Consider the following 17,419-nt stretch of genomic DNA (forward strand, 5'->3'; position numbering starts at 1 on the left):
CCCGTCTCGCCCCCTCCACCATTCCCTCTTCGGGGAACGGTCCCCCTCCCCCGCTACGCGTGGGAGGCAAGCCTAGCGGTCCTGCGGGTCGATGGCGTCGCGCAGGCCGTCGCCGATGAAGTTGAAGCTCATCAGGGTGACCACCATCACCACCGAGGGGAAGATCAGCAGCCAGGGCGCGAGCTCCATGTCCTGCGCGCCGTTGGCGATCAGGGTGCCGAGCGAGGCCATCGGCGGCTGAACGCCGAGCCCCAGGAAGCTCAGGAAGCTCTCCGCCAGGATCACCGCCGGGATGGTCAGGGTCACGTAGACCACCACCGGGCCCAGCAGGTTCGGCACGATATGGCGCGCGATGATGCCGCCTTGGCTCAGGCCCGCGGCGCGGGCGGCTTCGACGAACTCCTTGTGCTTGAGCGTCAGCGTCTGGCCGCGCACGATCCGGCTCATGGTCAGCCACTCGACCGCCCCGATCGCCACGAAGATCAGGACGATGTTCGAGCCGAAGGTCACCATCAGCAGGATCACGAAGAAGATGAACGGCAGCGAATAGAGCACGTCGACGAAGCGCATCATCACCTCGTCGAGCCGCCCGCCGACGAAGCCCGCCACCGCGCCCCAGGCCACGCCGATCGCCAGCGACACCAGGGTCGCCACCAGTCCGATGGCCAGCGACACCCGAAGCCCCATGAGCAGCCGCGCCAGCAGGTCGCGGCCGAGCGCGTCGGTCCCGAACAGGTGGCCATGCTGCAGGGGCGCGAACCAGACGTCGGTCTTGTTCACCTGGTCATAGGCGTAGGGCGTCAGCGCCGGCCCGACGATCGCGGCCACGACCAGCAGGCCCAGCACCACCAGCCCCGCGACCGCGCCCCGGTTGCGCGAGAGCCGCCGGCGGGCGTCGTCCCAGAGGCTGCGGCCCTTCAGCGCCGCGCGCTCCAGTTGTTCGGACCCGCCGCCGGAGCCCGGAATGAGGATCGAGGCGCTCATCCGAGCCGCACCCGCGGGTCCAGCGCCGCATAGAGCAGGTCGGCGACCAGGTTCAGCACCAGGATCAGGCCCGCGTAGAAGATCACCATCCCCATCACCACCGTGTAGTCCCGCTGCAGGGCGCTCACGACGAAGAACTTCCCCAGGCCCGGCAGGTTGAAGATCTTCTCCACCACCAGCGAGCCGGTGATCAGGCCCGCACAGGCGGGGCCCAGGTAGCTGACCAGCGGCAGGATGGCGGCGCGCAGCGCGTGGCGCCGGACGATCCGGCCCTCCGACAGGCCCTTGGCGCGGGCGGTGCGCACATAGTTGGAATGCAGCACCTCGACCATGCCGGCCCGCGTCAGCCGCGAGATGATGGCGATCTGCGGCAGCGCCAGCACCGTCACCGGCAGCACCATGTTGATGAGCGCCCCGTCGCTCCAGCCCGCCCCCGGCAGCCAGCCCAGCTTCGAGGCGAAGGCCAGCACCAGGAGCGGCGCGGTCACGAAGGTCGGGATGCAGACCCCCAGCACCGCCACGGTCATCACGCCGTAATCCACCGCCCGGTTCTGCCGCATCGCCGCCAGCACGCCGAGGCTGACGCCGATCAGCCCCGCCAGCAGGATCGCCGAGCCGCCGAGCTTCAGGGAGACGAGGTAGTTCTCCCGGAGGATCTCGATGACCGACTTGTCCTTGTATTTCAGCGAGGGGCCGAGGTCGCCGCGCGCCACGCTCGCCAGGTAGTCAAGGTACTGCGCCCCCACCGGCTTGTTCATGCCGTACCGGGCCAGCACGTTCCTCTCGATCTCGGGCGAGAGCTTGCGGTCCATGTCGAAGGGGCTGCCCGGCGCCGCGCGCATCATGAAGAAGGCGAGCGTGACCACCAGGAAGAGCGTCGGGATCGCGACCAGAAGGCGCCGGCCGATGAAGCGGAACATGTGGCGGGAAAAGGCCCCTGGCTTGCGGGCCTTTGTCAGGCCGCGCATTGCGAAACTTCCACCGGCCCCCGATGATGTCAACGAAGGGCCCAACCCCAGACCTGACGAGCGCCATGACCGACTTCAGACACGTCACCGACGAGCTTTCCGTCGCCCCGCAGATCAGCGCCGCCGATGTGGCCGAGGCCAAGGCGCAGGGCTTCGTCGCCATCATCTGCAACCGCCCGGACGGCGAGGACCCCGGGCAGCCGACCGCCGCCGAGATCGCCGCCGCCGCCGAGGCCGCCGGCCTGACCTACGCGCACATCCCGGTGCGCGGCGCGCCGGGCCCCGCCGAGGTCGAGGCGATGCGCCAGGCGGTGGACGCGGCCGACGGGCCGGTGCTGGCCTATTGCCGCTCCGGGACCCGCTCCATCACCACCTGGTCGATCGGCCAGGCCATGTCCGGCGCCCATGAACGCGGCGAGCTCGTCGCGCTCGGCCGGGCGGCCGGCTACGACCTTTCCGGCGTGCTCGGCGGATGATCCCCTACGTCCGGGATATCCAGTTCGACTACGGCGCCTGCGACCAGGTCTCGCCGCTGATCCGCCGCGTGGTGGCCGACAATCCGGGGCCCTTCACCTTCAAGGGCACCGGCACCTACATCGTGGGCAAGGGCGAGGTGGCGGTGATCGATCCCGGCCCCGACCTCCCCGAACACCTGGCCGCCATCCTCAAGGCCCTCGAGGGCGAGCGCGTCACCCACATCCTGATCACCCACCACCACTCCGACCACTCCCCGCTGGCCGGCCCGCTGAAGGCCGCCACCGGCGCGACGATCTACGGCTGCGCGGTCGCCGGCCACGAGGAAGACGACACCGGCGAGGTGAAGATGGAGGCCGGCCACGACCAAGACTTCAAACCCGACGTCAGCCTCTGCGGCGGCGGCGAGGTTTCGGGCCCCGGCTGGACGGTGGAGGCGATCCCCACGCCTGGCCACACCTCGAACCACCTCTGCTACGCGCTGAAGGAGGAGAACGCCCTCTTCTCCGGCGACCACATCATGGGCTGGTCGACCACGGTGATCACCCCGCCCGACGGCGACATGACCGACTACCTGGCGAGCCTGCAGCGGATCCGCGATCGCAACTTCACGACGCTGTGGCCCACCCACGGCCCGCCGATCCGCGAGGTGACCGCGTTCATCGACGCCTACGCCGAGCACCGGCAGGAACGCATCGACCAGATCCTCGGCGCGCTGGCCGCCGGTCCGGGCCGGATCAAGGACCTCGTCCCGCGGCTCTATGCCGACGTCGATCCGCGGCTGTGGCCCGCCGCCGCCCGCTCCATGCTGGCCGGCATCATCCACCTGGTCCGCGAGGGCAAGATCATCACCGAAGGCGAACCGGGACCCGAGAGCGCCTACCGCCTGGCCTGAACAGGAGACGACCGTGAAGACATTCCTCGCCGTTTACACCGGTTCCCCGAGCGGGGCGCCGGCGGACCTCGACCCGGCCACCATGGCCAAGGGCATGGCCGCCTGGGGCGGCTGGATGCAGGACCACGCCGCGGCCGTCGTCGACACCGGCGGCCCGCTCGGCAAGACCAAGCGGGTCTCGCCGAGCGGCGTCGCGGATATCCGCAATCAGATGTCGGGCTACGTGGTCGTCCGGGCCGAGTCCCACGAGGCCGCCGCCAAGCTGTTCGAGGGCCATCCGCACTTCAGCATCTTCCCGGGCGACGGGGTGGAGATCATGGAGGTCCTGCCGATCCCGGGGTCCTAGAGCGCGCGCTCCAGCACCACGAAGCTGAGGTCGTCGCGCGTCGGCCGCCCGAAGCGTTGGTCGCCGTAGGGAAACGGCCGCACCTCGCCGGTCAGGGCATAGCCGCGCCGTTCGTACCAGGCGATCAGGGTGTCGCGGACATTGATCACGGTCATCTGGATGCGCCGCGCGCCGCGCGCCTTGGCGTAGTCCTCGGCGGCGGTCAGCAGGGTGCGGCCCAGCTTCCGGTCCTGCCTGTCGGGCCGTACGGAGAGCAGGCCCAGGTACCAGACCTGGTGCGGGCTGGGCTCAAGCCAGCAATGCCCTTGGAGTTCGCCTGCGGCGTCGCGCCAGATCAGGACCTGCGCGCCCGGCGCCGCCGCCAAATCCGCGCGCAGCACCGCCTCGGTGGTCCGCTCGCCCTCGAGGTAGCTCTCGACCGTCCAGCTCGATTGCGGCCCCGTCCCCCGATAGGCCCAGTTGCTGAGCGCCACGATCTCGGGGAGATCGCCTTCGGCAGCGGGCTCCAGCCGAACGCTCTCGCTCAAGCCGTTTCCTTGGCCTTGGCGCTCGGCAGGACGTAGCCCTTCATCCGTTCACGGATCAGCTTCTTGTCGATCTTGCCGGTGGCCCCCAGCGGGATGTCATCGACGAAGACCACGTCGTCGGGCGTCCACCACTTGGCGATCTTGCCTTCCAGGAAGCCCAGGAACTCCTCCTTCGAGGACTCCACGCCAGGCATCAGCTTGACCAGCAGCACCGGCCGCTCGTCCCACTTGGGGTGCGCCGCCCCGATCACCGCGGCCAGCTCGGCCTTCTCGTGGCCCACGGCGATGTTCTCGATCTCGATGGTCGAGATCCACTCGCCGCCGGACTTGATGACGTCCTTCGCCCGGTCGGTGATCTGCATGTAGCCGTCGGGGTCGATGGTGGCGACGTCGCCGGTGTCGAAGAAGCCTTCGTCGTCGAGGATCTCGCCGCCGTCGCCCTTGAAGTAGGCGCCGACGATGAACGGGCCCTTGACCATCAGCCGCCCGAAGGTGGTCCCGTCGTGCGGCAGGCGCTGGCCCGCGTCGTCCTCCAGCTTCATCTCGACGCCGACCGGCGGACGGCCCTGCTTCAGCTTGTAGCGCAGCTGGGTTTCCGGATCGGCGGCCGCGATCTGGGCTGTGGGCGAGGAGAGCGTGCCCAGCGGCGACATCTCGGTCATGCCCCAGGCGTGGGTGACGTCCACGCCGTACTCGTCGCGGAAACCGCGGACGATGGCCTCGGGCACCGCCGAGCCGCCGATCACCACGCGCTTCAAGGTCGATAGCGCGAGCTTGTTCTCGCGCATGTGGTTCAAGAGCCCCAGCCAGACGGTCGGCACCGCCGCGGAGAAGGTTACGCCCTCTGTCTCCAGCAGTTCGTAGACCGACGCGCCGTCGAGCTTCTGGCCCGGCATCACCAGCTTCGCGCCGGCCGCGGCGCAGGAGAACGCCAGGCCCCAGGCGTTGGCGTGGAACATCGGCACGACCGGCAGCACCGTGTCGCGCGCGGAGAGGTTCATCACATCGACGCCCAGGGTCACCAGGGTGTGAATGAAGTTCGAGCGGTGCGAATAGAGCACGCCCTTCGGATTGCCGGTGGTGCCCGAGGTGTAGCAGAGGCTCGACGCGGTATTCTCGTCGAAGTCGCCCCAGACGAACTCCGGCGCGCCGCCGTCCACCAGGGTCTCGAAGCAGAGCGCGCCCGGGAACGCCACGCCCTTCATCCCGGCCTCGTCGGTCATCACCACCACATGCTCGACCGTCGGCATCTTGGCGCGATGCTCGAGCAGGATCGGCAGGAAGGTCAGGTCGGTGAAGAGGACCTTATCCTCGGCGTGGTTGACGATGTAGCAGAGCTGCTCGGCGAACAGCCGCGGGTTGAGCGTGTGGCAGACCGCGCCCATCCCCATGATCGCGTACCAGGCCTCGATATGCCGGCCGGTGTTCCAGGCCAGCGTCGCCACGCGATCGCCGGGCCGCACGCCAAGACCCTTCAGCGCGCTGGAGAGCTTCTTGGCGCGGACGCGGACCTCGGCATAGGTGGTGCGCACGATCGGGCCCTCGACCGAGCGGCTGACGATCTCGCGGTCGCCGTGCCAGTTGGCCGCGTGGTCGAGGATCTTGTCGACCGTCAGCGGCCAGTCCTGCATCAGCCCCAGCATCCGAACTCCTCCTCAACCCCCGCCCTTTTCAGGCTTGCCCACAGGCTATTGTTATCAGTGGTCATAAGCAACGATCCCTCCCCTGAATGGGGAAGGCGGCGAGCGCGGCGGTACGGGTGGGACTATTCCAGGCGAACGGCGTCCGCTTCGTCGATCTGCCGCTGCAGTTTTCGCGAATATCGCCCGGTGCGGAGCCACATGACGACCGACCACGCCGCCAGCATCACCGCGAGGGGCGCCATGTTCAGCAGGCTCGCCCCCGGGCGAAGGGCGTAAGCGCCGGCGGCGATCATGACGAGGCCCAGCAGCACCGGGAGCACGAGAAGAAGAACCGACGTGCGCCGCATCTGCATCCGCCGGAGTTCGCGCCGATAGAACTCGAGGACCGCCGCGCCGGACGCCTCGCCGGGCATGCGCCCGGGGCGGCGCCGATAGGCCCAACCGGCGAACGCCAGCGCGAACAGCACGCAGGATGCGCACCCTGCCCTGATGATCCAGTTCGGCGCGTTCATCGCCGCCCAGCCGAACGCGGCGGCGAGAAGGGCGGCGTTTAGGCCGTTGATGACCAGCACCAGGCGGCTCTTGTTCTGGAACCGCTCCGCGCGCTTGCGGACCTCTGTGACGGACATGATCAGGTTCTCCGTGGGTTGATCTCGCCAGATGGCCTTGAGGTCTTGGTCTGGAGGTTCAGTCGTCATCGCGCCCTCCCTTCCGGAAGCGTCGGGCCAGGACGGCCTTGATGCGGTAGATGCGGGTGGCCACCGCGCCGGCCGACAGCCCGGTGACCTCGCCGATTTCCGCGGCGTCCAGGTCTTCCAGGTAGAGCAGCATCACCTGGGCGTCGGGCGGCTTCAGGCGCGAGATCATCTCCAGCATCCGGGCCAGGACCTGTCGCTCCCCCGCCGTCTGCTCCGGGTTGTCGCCGTCGGCTTGGGCGGCCAACTCGTCCAGGCTGGCCAAGGCCGCGCTGTTCTCGCGCCGCCGGCGAAGGACATGGGAGGCGCCGACATTATGGGCCACGCGATAGACCCAGGTGCGGACCGAGCAGTCCTGCGCGAAGTCCGCGAAACTGCGCCACAGGGCCGTGTGGATATCCTGCAGCAGGTCGCGGCGCAGCTCGGGGTCCGCCTCATAGGCGCGGGCCAGGCGTTCGAGCGCCGGCCCAAACGCGGCCGCCGCCTGCTCGTACCCCTCGTCCTGATCCCGACCCCCGACGCCCATTTCGATCCGCTTGTTCGGCCGCTTTCGTAGGTAGTCGGTCCGGCGCCGAGTTTCTCACATGAGCCGCTGCGGGCGGCGGTCGCTGCGCGGGCGTTCTCGAGTTCAGGTCGGCGGAGGCGGCTTGAGCGCGGCTATGGGCGCGTGCGGAGGCGCTCGCCGCGCAGGGTCGCCAGGACGCCGCTTCAGCCAGGCCTTCGCCGCCGCATCGCTGGCCTGGGTCGCGTCGACCTTCGTCCAGCTCACCGCATCGCCGCCGTGCCGCGCGATCTGGTCGTGCAACACCTCCAGGGTGGCGTCGGAGGCGTCGCCGACCCGGCTCGCCACCCGGGCCTCCAGCACCTCCAGCGGCGCCTCCAGCCAGGCGCCGTGGAACGGGACCCCGCATTCGGCGGCGAGCGCTTCGGCTCGGGCTCGGAGCGCCGGCTCGGTGAAGGTGGCGTCCAGCACCACCGCCTGGCCCGCCGTCAGCAGGGCGCGCGCGGCGCCGAACATCGTCTCATAGACCTCGGCGTAGAACTCGGCCGTGTAGATCTCGGCCGGGAGCCGATCGACCGGCCCCGCGCCGGCCAGCCGCTTGCGGGCCTCGTCGGTGCGCAGCACCACGGCGCCGGGCGCGGCCCCCAGCCCCGGCGCCACGCCGCGCGCGAACGTCGACTTGCCGGTGCCGGAAAACCCGCCGACCGCGGCCAGCACCGGCCGCGGCGGCGACAGGTGGGCGATGGCGGCGTCGACATAGGCCCTGGAGAGCGCGACGTCGCCCGCATGCATCGAGACGTGGGCCCGCACGCCGGCGCGAACCGCCAGCATCAGCGGCAGGGCGGCCAGGCCCTCCCAGAGCTGCGCCCCGAACCCGCGCGCCGCCTGGTCCAGATAGGCCGAGAGCACGCGCACCCCGGCGTCCCGCCGACCGCGGAAATCCAGGTCCATCAAGAGGAACGCCAGGTCGTACTGCACGTCGAGGTCGGACAGGAGATCGTTGAACTCGATGCAGTCGAACAGCACCGGCTTGCCGTTCTCCAGCAGGATGTTCGCCAGGTGCAGGTCGCCGTGGCAGCGGCGCGAGAACCCCGCCTTTGTGCGCGCGGCCAGCAGCGGCGTCTGGCGCGCGAGCTCGGCGTCGGTGAGCGCCAGCATCGTCTCGACGCGGTCCTCGCCAAGCTGGCTCTTCAGGTCACGCAAGAGGCCCGCGTTGGAGTTGATCGTCCAGGCGAGCGCGCTCAGACCCCCCTCGGGCCGCAGCGGCGCGGTCAGGTGGAAGCCCGCGATGGTGCGCCCCAGGGCCTCGGCCATATCCCCGTCGATGACGCTGGGATCGGCCGAAAGCACCGCCGCATCGTCGAACCGCCGCATCTCCAGCGCGTATTCGATGGGCCGGCCGGCGCCGTCCCAGGCCAGGCCGCCGTCGGCCTCGCGGGTGATGGCGCGCACGGCGCGGTAGATATCCGGCGCCGCCGTGGCGTTGAACGCCAGTTCCCGGTCGAGCGCCCATTTGCGCTTCTCCCGGGTCGAGAAATCCACATAGCCGAGGTCGACGTTGCGCTTCAGCTTCCAGGCCACCTCGCCGGCCAGGAAGATCCGCGCGCAGGCCGTCTCGATGGCGCGCTCGGAGTTGGCCTTCAGCCAGGCGACGATCTCGGCCTCCTGGCCCCTTTTTCCGGCAAGGTTGGAGCTCAAGGAAACAGCCTGGTGGTCGTCCAGCCCTGGCCGGCGCGCGTGAAGACCAGACGCTCGTGCAGCCGGAACGGCCGGTCGCGCCAGAACTCGATGGCCTGCGGCTCCACCCGCCAGCCCGACCAGTGCGGCGGCCGCGGGACCTTGCCCAGGCCGAACTTCAGCCCGAACTCGGCGATCTTCTTCTCGAAGGCCAGCCGGTCGGGCAGCGGCCGCGACTGCTGCGAGGCCCAGGCGCCGAGCTGGGCGGGTCTCGCGCGGGTGGCCCAGTAGGCATCCGCCTCGGCCTCGGAAACCGGCGTCACGGTCCCGCGCACCCGCACCTGCCGGCGCAGCGACTTCCAGTGGAAGAGCAGCGCGGCCTTCGGATTGGCGGCCAGCTCGCGGCCCTTGGCGCTCTCGACGTTGGAATAGAAGACGAAGCCGCGGGTGTCGGCGTCCTTCAGCAGCACCATGCGCACGTCCGGCAGGCCGTCGGCGTCGGCCGTGGCCAGCGACATGGCGTTGGCGTCATTGGCCTCCTTGGCCAGCGCCTCGGCCAGCCATGCGTTGAACAGCACGAACGGGTCGGCCTCGCTCAGCAGCGGCAGGGCCTCGGCCCCGGCCACCTGGCGCACATAGTCGTCCTCGGAAGGCGACGGCGGAATGAGCGTCTTTTCGGTCATCGCCGACGATATAGCCGAGGCGCGCGGGTTTCCGCGAGACCTTCGCGAGGCTTAACCGAGCCTTGACCATGTCGCGCCAATCTCACCCACGATGTCATTCGACGCGCCGATTTCCCTGAAGGCCGCCCGTGAGGTGCTTGGCGTGGGCCCGCTGGCCACCCCGGGCGAGCTGCGCCGCGCCTTCCGTGACGCCGCCAAGACCGCCCACCCCGACCGCCCCGGCGGCGGGGCCGAAAGCTTCCGCCGCGTGGTCGAGGCCTATCACCGCCTGCAGAACCTGCACGCGGGCCCCGACCGCATCATCCAGCCCCCGGCGCCGCGGCCGCCGGAACCCAGCGTCCTGATCATCGACCCCCTTACCGCGCTGCTCGGCGGCTCTGCGGAGCACCAGCGCGGCGACGGCCGCCGCGTCCGGGTTCGCCTGCCGGCCGGCCTGCGCACCACGGACACGGTCCGCGTCGCCGGCGCCGCCCTGACGGTCATCGTGCGCGGCGCGGCCGATATGCTGGTGCGCGGCGACGACCTGTGGCTCACCGTCGCGGTCACCCCCCAGATGCTGGCGGAAGGCGGCCGGATCGTCCTCGACACCCCCGTCGGCCGCCGCGTCGTGTGGCTGACCAGGAAGGCGGGCGAACGGCGGCTGGTGCGCCTGGTGGGCCAGGGCCTGCCGGCCCGCGGCGGCCACCGCCAGGGCCACCTATTCCTGCGGCTCTCGCCCAAGGCCGGCCAGGCCGACAAGGCCGCCGCCGTCCTGCTGCGCCGCTTCACCGCCGCCTGGGCCGCCTGAGGCCGCCCCGCCGGCGAAATGGCCTGACCGCGATTTAACTGAAGCCGACGGCAGCACCGTCCTAGGATCGCCCCCGACACGCAACGCGGGGAGCACGGCATGCGGCATATCCTTGGCCTTTTGGGCGCGGTCGCCGCAGCCTCCGGCCTGGCGGTAGCCGCCCAGGCCGGCCCGGTCGGCGAGCGCCACCTGCAGGCCGCCAACCCCACCGCCGCGCTGCGCGACGCCGAGCACCGGCCGACGGTGCGGGTGACGATCTGGTATCCCGCCGCGGCCGGCGCGGCCGAAGAACGGATCGACATCGGCGGCCCGCCCGGCAAGCCGGTGTTCCTGGTCGGCGCCGTCGCCCCGGACGCGGCCTTCGCCGACGCCAGGCCCCGGCCGGTGATCCTGTTCTCGCATGGCTTCGGCGGCACGGCCCGGATGATGGCCTGGTTCGGCGTCCCCCTGGCCCGCGCCGGCTACGTGGTGATCGCCGTCGACCATCCCGGCAACAACGGCCTCGACAAGATGACGGCGCCCGGCGCGATCATGAGCTGGGACCGGCCCGGCGACCTCAAGGCCGCGCTTGAGCGCGTGAAGACCGATCCGCTCATCGGTCCGCATCTCGACGTGAAGCGCCTCGGCGTCTCGGGCTTCTCGGCCGGCGGCTTCACCAGCCTGGTCAGCGCCGGCGCCAAGGTCGACATGAACCGCTTCCTGGCCTTCTGCCGCGCCCATCCGACGGACGGCGTCTGCGCCCCGCAGAAGGAGTTCGCGCTCACCATGGACGACGCCCAGAAAGCTCTGGCCTCGCCCGAGCTCGCCGGCGAGGCCGCCCACGCCGGCGACGACCACGCGATCCCCGGCGTCCGCGCCGCCTTCGCCATCGCGCCGGCCATCGTCCAGGCCCTGCCGCCCGAGGGTCTGGCCAGGATGAAGGTCCCGGTGGCGATCATCCTGGGCGACGCCGACCCGGTGGCCCCGCCCGGCACCAACGGCCTGGTCGCGGCCAAGGCCATCCCGCACGCCGAGCTGAAGGTGCTGCCCGGCGTCGGCCACTATGATTTCCTCAGCACCTGCAGCCCGTTCGGCGCCACCGTCGTGCCGCTCTGCGCCGTCAAGGTCCCGCAGGACCAGAGCCACCAGGCGGCCATCGACATGGCGTTGGCGTTCTTCGGACGGACGCTCGGCGCGCCCTAGGGGCGATTGCGAGGGCGCCGGCCGCGCGCCTCGCCTAGGGTCTCGCCGACGATTCGAGGGGACCGCCGACGATGCGCATCAGCATGCTCCTGGCGATGGCCGCCGCCGCGCTTTGCCTGGCGGGCGGCGCCAAGGCCGAGAGCCCGGTCGGCGAGCGCCACCTGGAGGCCCGGAACCCCACGGCCGCGCTGCGCGACGCCGAACATCGCGCCACGGTGCGAGTGACGGTCTGGTACCCCGCGGCGGAGGGCTCGGCCGAACGGTCGCTGGACATCGGTCCGCCCGACCAGCCGCTGTTCTATGTCGGCGAGGCGGCCCCGGACGCGGCCTTCGCCGACAACCGCCGCCGGCCGGTGATCCTGTTTTCCCACGGCTACGGCGGCTCGGCGCGGATGATGGCCTGGTTCACCACGGTCCTCGCCCAGCAGGGCTTTGTGGTCATCGCGGTCGACCACCCCGGCAACAACAGCCTCGACAAGATGACCGTGGCCGGCTCGGCGATGTTCTGGGACCGGGCCGGCGACCTGCAGGCGGCGCTGGACAAGGCCGCGGCGGACCCGGCGATCGGCCCGCATATGGATCTCAGGCGCCTGGGCGTGGCCGGCTATGCGACCGGCGGCTTCACCGCCCTCGCCACGGCCGGCGCGCGCGTCGACCTGCAACGCTTCCGGGCCTCCTGCGCCGCCCATCCCGACGACGGGCTCTGCAAACCGCAGCTGGAGTTTCCCGTAACCCTTGAGCAGGCTGCGGCGACGCTCGCCGCCCCTGAGCTCGCCGCCGAGGTCGCCCACGCCGGCGAGGACCATTCGATCGCCGGCGTGCGGGCGGTCTTCACCATCGCCCCGGCGCTCATCCAGGCTTTCGATCCCGCCAGTCTGACCGCCATGGACGTCCCGGTGGCGATCATCCTCGGCGGAGCCGATCCCGTCGCGCCGCCGAACATCAACGGCGGGGCCGCCGCCCGCGCCATCCCGCGCGCCCGGCTGAAGGCCCTGCCGGGCGTCGGCCACTACGACTTCCTGTCGACCTGCAGCCCCAGGGCCCTCGGCGCCGAGCCCCTTTGCCAGGGCCTGCGGACGGCTCAGGGGCCGACCCACTTCGAGACCCTGCAGATGGCCCTCACCCTGTTCGGGCGCGCGATGGGCGCGCCCTGAGGTTGGTGAGGCGAGCCTAAGCCGCTACAAGCCCGGCCATGTCGCACAATACGTTCGGCCATCTGTTCCGCGTCACCACCTGGGGCGAAAGCCACGGGCCGGCGCTGGGCTGCGTGGTCGACGGCTGCCCCCCCGGCATCCCGTTGACCGAGGCGTCGGTGCAGCAGTGGCTGGAGAAGCGCCGGCCGGGCCAGGGCAAGTTCGTCACCCAGCGCCAGGAGCCGGACGCGGTGCGCATCCTCTCCGGCGTCTTCTCCGACGAGCGCCATCCCGAACAGGTCACCACCGGTACGCCGATCTCGATGGTCATCGACAACATCGACCAGCGCAGCCGGGACTATTCGGAGATCGCCACCGCCTTTCGGCCGGGCCACGCCGACTACAGCTACTTCGCCAAGTATGGCGTGCGCGACTATCGCGGCGGCGGGCGCCAGTCGGCGCGCGAGACCGCGGCCCGGGTCGCGGCCGGCGCGGTGGCGCGGCTGATCCTGCCTGGCGTCCAGATCCGCGGCGCGGTGGTGCAGATCGGGCCCCACGCCGTCGCCCCCGACCGCATGGACTGGAGCCAGACCGAGGCCAACCCGTTCTGGTGCCCCGACCCGGAGATGGTGCCGGTCTGGGAAGAGCACCTCGAAACCATCCGCAAGGCCGGCTCCTCCACCGGCGCCATCGTCGCCGTCGAGGCCCTGGGCGCCCCGGCCGGCTGGGGAGCCCCGGTCTACGGCAAGCTCGACGCCGAGCTCGCCGGCGCGCTGATGTCGATCAACGCGGCCAAGGGAGTGGAGATCGGCGCGGGCTTCGCCGCGGCCGCCCTCTCCGGCGAGGAGAACGCCGACGAGATGCGGGCCGGGAACGACGGGCCGGTGTTCCTCTCCAACTCGGCCGGCGGCATCCTCGGCGGCATCTCCACCGGCCAGCCGGTCACCGCGCGGGTGGCGTTCAAGCCGACCTCCTCGATCCTGTCGCCGCGCCGCAGCCTCAACGAGGCCGGCGAGGAGATCGAACTGCGCACCAAGGGCCGCCACGATCCCTGTGTCGGCATCCGCGCCGTCCCGGTGGTGGAGGCCATGGTCGCTTGCGTCCTGGCCGACGCCTTCCTGCGCCACCGCGGCCAGACCGGCCACAGCTGAACTGACGCCGTAAATCTCTTCAGGTGGCGCCGGCTGCTCGACACACCTCTGGTTTGAATCGTCGTCTATTCAGAATATCTGTTGGCTTAACAGTTAACTAGAACGCCGTAATTTGGCATTGACCGCCTGGATTACCGCCACGTAATTCAGCGACCCCCCCGGGCGTCGAATCGCATCCGGACGCGGGACGAGCCGGCCCAGAACGGACGATGGAAACGCCTTGCGCTACGACCTGCTGAAAATCCTGCTCGTCGACGACAACCACCACATGCGGCTGCTGTTGGGCGAGATCCTGAAGGCGGTCGGCGTCAAGCACATCTATGAGGCCAGTGACGGGGCCCAGGGCTTGACGATGCTGCGCCAGCAGCGCGTCGACATCATCATGACCGACCTGTCGATGCAGCCGCTGGACGGCATCGACTTCGTGCGCCTGCTCCGCAACTCGCCCGACAGCCCCGACCAGATGTGCCCGGTGATCATGATCACCGGCCATTCGACGCTGCAGCGCGTGCAGGAAGCGCGCAACGCCGGCGTCAACGAGTTCCTCGCCAAGCCGCTCACCGCGCGCGGCGTCGTCGAGCGGATCGGCCAGATCATCGACCATCCGCGGCAATATGTGCGGACCCCGAACTACTTCGGTCCCGACCGCCGCCGGCGCGCCGACCCCGCCTTCAGGGGTCCCTGGCGGCGCGAGGGCGACGAGGCGCAGCAAAAAGCCGCATCCAAGGACACCTGAGGGCGCCTTCTTTCGGCGCGCTTCCCCAGGCAGGATGCCGGATACCTCGGGGAGTTCCGTGAGATGCCGCTCCAGTCCAAGCTCCTGCCCGCCGCGGCCCTGGCCCTGGCCGCCGTGCTGCTCTCAGGCTGCCTCGTGACCAGCGTCGCCGGCGCGGCCGTGGGCGTGACCGGGGCTGTCGTGGGCGTCACCGCCAAGGCGGTCGGCGCCACCGCCCGGGGCGCGGGCGCCGTCGTCGGCGCCGTCATCCCCGGCGGCAAGAAGGACGAAAAGTCCGGCGGCTAGGGCGCCAGGTTCAGCGCGCAGCTCTCGCCCACCGTCGGGCGCGACACCACCACCCGGCTAAGCCCCGGGAACTCCACCTTCAGCCGCTCGGCGAACCACAGGCACAGATGCTCCAGCGTCGGGCTCTCGAGGCCCGGCTTCTCGTTGAGCATCCCATGATCGAGCTCGCCGGCCACTGCCTTCAGGGCCCGGTCGAGTTCGCCCAGGTCCGCGACCCAGCCGATCGCCCCCTGCTCTTCGCCGCGCACTGTCGCCTCGACGCGGAAGGAGTGGCCGTGCAGCCGCGTATAGGGGCCGGCCGGCCCCTCAGGCAGGTGGTGCGCCGCATCGAAGGTCGCGGCCTTGGTGATCTCGAAAATGCGGGCGCTCATGGGATCTTTTAAGGAGGCAGGCGGCGCCTGCGGCTGGCCTCAGGCGATGCCGAGGTACTTGTGGGTCTGGACGCTTAAACGCCAGCGGGGATGGGCAAGGCAATAGGCGATGGCCGCCTTGGTGTTCTCGGCGAGCGCCGGGCCGTCCATCGGCTGCAGCAGGAAACGCTCGAAATCCAGCCCCTCGAAACGCGCCGGGTCGACGCCGGCCTGCGGATGGACCAGCTTCAGTTCCTGGCCTCGCGTCTGCACCACCGGGGCGTCGGCCTTCGGGCTGACGCAGATCCAGTCGACCCCGGCCGGCGCCGCGATCGTGCCGTTGGTCTCCAGCGCCAGGGAAAAGCCCCGCCCGTGCAGGGCCGCGATCAGCGCCGCGTCCAGCTGCAGCAGCGGCTCGCCGCCGGTCAGCACCACCAGCCGGTTCTGCGCCCCGCCAACCCACGCCGCCTCGACCGCGGCGGCCAGGGCGAGGGCGTCGGCGAACCGGCCGCCGCCCGGCCCGTCCAAGCCCACGAAATCGGTGTCGCAGAAGCTGCAGACCGCCGCGGCGCGGTCCTGCTCGCGGCCGGACCACAGGTTGCAGCCGGCGAACCGGCAGAAGACCGCCGCGCGGCCCGCCTGGCCGCCTTCGCCCTGCAGGGTCAGGAAGATCTCCTTGACCGCATAGCTCACGGCCGGCCCTCCGGGCGCAGCGCCGGGCGATCCTGCGCGGTCCAGCCCTCCCAGCCCCGGGCCCGCAGCTCGCAGGCCGGGCAGGTCCCGCAGCCATAGCCCCAGGGGTGCAGGTCCTCGCGGACGCCGAGGTAGCAGGTGTGGCTGTCCTCGACGACCACCTGGACCAGCGCCTCGCCGCCCAGGCCCTTGGCGAGCGCCCAGGTCTCAGCCTTGGTGATCCGCATCAGCGGCGTCTCGATGACGAAGTCCTGAGCCATGCCGAGGTTCAGCGCCGCCTGCATGGCGTCCAGCGTGTCGCGGCGGCAGTCGGGATAGCCGGAGAAGTCGGTCTCGCACATGCCGCCCACCAGCGCCCGCAAGCCCCGCCGGTCGGCGAGCGCCGCGGCATAGACGAAAAACGCCAGGTTGCGGCCCGGCACAAAGGTCGACGGCAGGCCCTTGGAGGTCATCTCGATGGCCCGGTCCGCGGTCAGAGCGGAGTCCGCCACCGATCCGAACCCGCGCATCTCCAGCACATGGTCCTCGCCGAGCCGCGCCGCCCAGTCGGGGAACCGCTCGGGGATGCGGGCGCGAACCGCCGCGCGGGCCTCGAGCTCGACCGAATGGCGCTGGCCGTAGTCGAAGCCCACCGTCTCCACCCGCGCATAGCGCTCGAGCGCCCAGGCCAGGCAGACGGTGGAGTCCTGCCCGCCCGAGAACAGCACGAGGGCGCCGGCCTCCCGCTCGGTTTTGGGGTCGATCATCGCCCCCATATGCGCGATCGGGCCCGGAACCGAAAGACCGCGCACCCTTTCCCGCCCCCTACGGGTGTTTACGGAGAGGGGCCTGTCAGCGGTGTCATTTAACCTCTCCGCAAGCGCTTGGCGCCATGGTGAAGCCGAGACGCGTTCCACAACTTCGGCTGTACATGTCCCTGCAAGCGTTCTTCTTCGACCGAGTCATCTCCGAGATCTGTCAACAGATGGACGGGATGCTGGCGCTGACCGAACAGCTGGAGCGGCAACGGCTGAGCCCGGAGTCGGAAGCCTGCATCAGCGGCGTGGCCGAAGCCGCCGTCGGCGTGCGCCGGATGATCGAATCCGCCCGCGACCTGCGCAAGGTGACGATCGAGGGCCTGACGCCCGAACCGACGCCGCTGCGCCTGCGCGAACTGGTGGACGAGGTCCACGGCCGCTGGCAGCCCGCCGCGGCGTTGAGCGGGGTCACCCTGCTGGTCTCCTACGACGGCGATCCCGAGGCCTGCGCGATGGGCGACCGCACGCGCCTCCTGCAGGTCTTCGACGGCTTCATCGGTGAGGCGGTGGCCAGCATGCGGCGCGGCGCCGTGGAAGCCAGCGTCCGTACGATCGTCGGTCCCGACGGGGTGCGCCTGGAAGGCCGCGTGCGCGGCGCGCGCGACCCAGCTTGGGAATCCCAGGACGTCGAGGCCCGGGTCCGGGACGTGGAGTCCCGCTTCGGCATTGAAATCGCCATCGGCGTCATGCTCGCCCGCCAGACCCTCGAGGGCCTGGGCGGGGTGCTGCGCAACGAAGGCCTCGGCGGCCAGTCCGACACCGTGATCTTCGAGCTGCTGCTGCCCGCCACCCTGGAGATCCCGGCCGAAGCGCCGCAGGCCGCGGAACGCTCGGTCCACATCCTCGTCGTCGACGACAACGCCACCAACCGCATGGTCGCCCAGGCGCTGTGCGAGATGTTCGACTGCACC

At 70.7% G+C, this 17,419-nt stretch carries 20 protein-coding genes and 1 pseudogene; 10 read left to right on the forward strand and 11 right to left on the reverse strand.

What is annotated here, in order from left to right; translation table 11 throughout:
• Nucleotides 1-72: 72 nt before the first annotated feature.
• Complete coding sequence (locus ACESMY_RS13995; RefSeq protein WP_372785215.1) at nt 73-984, reverse strand: ABC transporter permease; 912 nt, start codon at nt 982-984, stop codon at nt 73-75.
• Complete coding sequence (gene oppB, locus ACESMY_RS14000; RefSeq protein ID WP_372785216.1) at nt 981-1,952, reverse strand: oligopeptide ABC transporter permease OppB; 972 nt, start codon at nt 1,950-1,952, stop codon at nt 981-983. The genes ACESMY_RS13995 and oppB overlap by 4 nt, the downstream gene beginning before the upstream one ends.
• A 65-nt stretch (nt 1,953-2,017) precedes the next feature.
• On the opposite strand from oppB, the gene ACESMY_RS14005 reads away from it, so the two are divergent.
• From ACESMY_RS14005 to ACESMY_RS14015, 3 genes are read left to right on the forward strand one after another with little or no spacing between them, the layout of a single operon-like run.
• Nucleotides 2,018-2,428, forward strand: a complete 411-nt coding sequence (locus tag ACESMY_RS14005) for a TIGR01244 family sulfur transferase (protein WP_372785217.1) — start codon at nt 2,018-2,020, stop codon at nt 2,426-2,428.
• Nucleotides 2,425-3,321, forward strand: a complete 897-nt coding sequence (locus ACESMY_RS14010) for an MBL fold metallo-hydrolase (RefSeq protein ID WP_372785218.1) — start codon at nt 2,425-2,427, stop codon at nt 3,319-3,321. The genes ACESMY_RS14005 and ACESMY_RS14010 overlap by 4 nt, the downstream gene beginning before the upstream one ends.
• Before the next feature lie 13 nt (nt 3,322-3,334).
• The gene (locus ACESMY_RS14015) at nt 3,335-3,667 is read left to right on the forward strand and encodes a hypothetical protein (protein WP_372785219.1); all 333 of its coding nucleotides are present in this window, start codon (nt 3,335-3,337) and stop codon (nt 3,665-3,667) included.
• Here ACESMY_RS14015 and ACESMY_RS14020 read toward each other — a convergent pair.
• The 6 genes from ACESMY_RS14020 to pdxH form a co-directional block, all read right to left on the reverse strand.
• Nucleotides 3,664-4,194: a GNAT family N-acetyltransferase gene (locus ACESMY_RS14020; protein WP_372785220.1), complete on the reverse strand. Its 531-nt coding sequence runs from the start codon at nt 4,192-4,194 to the stop codon at nt 3,664-3,666. The two genes, ACESMY_RS14015 and ACESMY_RS14020, sit on opposite strands and share 4 nt — an antisense overlap.
• The gene (locus ACESMY_RS14025; RefSeq protein WP_372785221.1) at nt 4,191-5,837 is read right to left on the reverse strand and encodes a long-chain-fatty-acid--CoA ligase; all 1,647 of its coding nucleotides are present in this window, start codon (nt 5,835-5,837) and stop codon (nt 4,191-4,193) included. Before ACESMY_RS14025 ends, ACESMY_RS14020 begins: the two co-directional genes overlap by 4 nt.
• Before the next feature lie 122 nt (nt 5,838-5,959).
• Nucleotides 5,960-6,466 carry a hypothetical protein gene (locus ACESMY_RS14030; protein WP_372785222.1) on the reverse strand — a complete coding sequence of 169 codons (507 nt, stop codon included), beginning with the start codon at nt 6,464-6,466 and terminating at the stop codon, nt 5,960-5,962.
• Nucleotides 6,467-6,524: 58 nt separating this feature from the next.
• Nucleotides 6,525-7,058 (reverse strand): RNA polymerase sigma factor, encoded by a 534-nt coding sequence (locus ACESMY_RS14035; RefSeq protein WP_372785223.1) that lies wholly within the window; start codon nt 7,056-7,058, stop codon nt 6,525-6,527.
• 102 nt (nt 7,059-7,160) lie between these two features.
• Nucleotides 7,161-8,732 carry an AAA family ATPase gene (locus ACESMY_RS14040; protein ID WP_372785224.1) on the reverse strand — a complete coding sequence of 524 codons (1,572 nt, stop codon included), beginning with the start codon at nt 8,730-8,732 and terminating at the stop codon, nt 7,161-7,163.
• Nucleotides 8,729-9,394: a pyridoxamine 5'-phosphate oxidase gene (gene pdxH / locus ACESMY_RS14045; protein WP_372785225.1), complete on the reverse strand. Its 666-nt coding sequence runs from the start codon at nt 9,392-9,394 to the stop codon at nt 8,729-8,731. Before pdxH ends, ACESMY_RS14040 begins: the two co-directional genes overlap by 4 nt.
• Before the next feature lie 91 nt (nt 9,395-9,485).
• Here pdxH and ACESMY_RS14050 point away from each other — a divergent pair, with 91 nt between their 5' ends.
• The 6 genes from ACESMY_RS14050 to ACESMY_RS14075 all read left to right on the forward strand — a co-directional run bounded on the left by ACESMY_RS14050 (nt 9,486) and on the right by ACESMY_RS14075 (nt 14,668).
• Entirely contained in the window at nt 9,486-10,181 is a 696-nt protein-coding gene (locus ACESMY_RS14050; RefSeq protein WP_372785226.1) for a DnaJ domain-containing protein, read from the forward strand.
• Between the two features lie 99 nt (nt 10,182-10,280).
• Nucleotides 10,281-11,363, forward strand: coding sequence for an alpha/beta hydrolase family protein (locus ACESMY_RS14055; protein ID WP_372785227.1), 1,083 nt, complete (start codon nt 10,281-10,283; stop codon nt 11,361-11,363).
• Between the two features lie 71 nt (nt 11,364-11,434).
• Nucleotides 11,435-12,517, forward strand: coding sequence for an alpha/beta hydrolase family protein (locus tag ACESMY_RS14060; protein WP_372785228.1), 1,083 nt, complete (start codon nt 11,435-11,437; stop codon nt 12,515-12,517).
• 38 nt (nt 12,518-12,555) lie between these two features.
• On the forward strand, nt 12,556-13,647 hold the full coding sequence (gene aroC / locus ACESMY_RS14065; RefSeq protein WP_372785229.1) for a chorismate synthase: 1,092 nt from the start codon (nt 12,556-12,558) through the stop codon (nt 13,645-13,647).
• 220 nt (nt 13,648-13,867) lie between these two features.
• The gene (locus ACESMY_RS14070) at nt 13,868-14,383 is read left to right on the forward strand and encodes a response regulator (RefSeq protein ID WP_372785230.1); all 516 of its coding nucleotides are present in this window, start codon (nt 13,868-13,870) and stop codon (nt 14,381-14,383) included.
• 63 nt (nt 14,384-14,446) lie between these two features.
• Nucleotides 14,447-14,668, forward strand: a complete 222-nt coding sequence (locus ACESMY_RS14075) for a hypothetical protein (protein WP_372785231.1) — start codon at nt 14,447-14,449, stop codon at nt 14,666-14,668.
• On the opposite strand, the gene queD is transcribed toward ACESMY_RS14075, so the two are convergent.
• Genes queD through queC form a run of 3 tightly spaced genes read right to left on the reverse strand, consistent with a single transcriptional unit; the run spans nt 14,665 to nt 16,454 of the window.
• Nucleotides 14,665-15,039 carry a 6-carboxytetrahydropterin synthase QueD gene (queD, locus tag ACESMY_RS14080; RefSeq protein WP_372785232.1) on the reverse strand — a complete coding sequence of 125 codons (375 nt, stop codon included), beginning with the start codon at nt 15,037-15,039 and terminating at the stop codon, nt 14,665-14,667. The genes ACESMY_RS14075 and queD overlap by 4 nt on opposite strands.
• 39 nt (nt 15,040-15,078) lie before the next feature.
• The gene (gene queE / locus ACESMY_RS14085) at nt 15,079-15,711 is read right to left on the reverse strand and encodes a 7-carboxy-7-deazaguanine synthase (protein ID WP_372785233.1); all 633 of its coding nucleotides are present in this window, start codon (nt 15,709-15,711) and stop codon (nt 15,079-15,081) included.
• Nucleotides 15,708-16,454, reverse strand: a complete 747-nt coding sequence (queC, locus tag ACESMY_RS14090) for a 7-cyano-7-deazaguanine synthase QueC (protein ID WP_372785236.1) — start codon at nt 16,452-16,454, stop codon at nt 15,708-15,710. The genes queE and queC overlap by 4 nt, the downstream gene beginning before the upstream one ends.
• Before the next feature lie 167 nt (nt 16,455-16,621).
• Here queC and ACESMY_RS14095 point away from each other — a divergent pair.
• Nucleotides 16,622-17,419, forward strand: a pseudogene (locus ACESMY_RS14095) (hybrid sensor histidine kinase/response regulator); the annotation flags it as partial.

Origin of the sequence: Phenylobacterium sp., from assembly GCF_041691455.1 — a bacterium.
Lineage (GTDB): Bacteria > Pseudomonadota > Alphaproteobacteria > Caulobacterales > Caulobacteraceae > Phenylobacterium.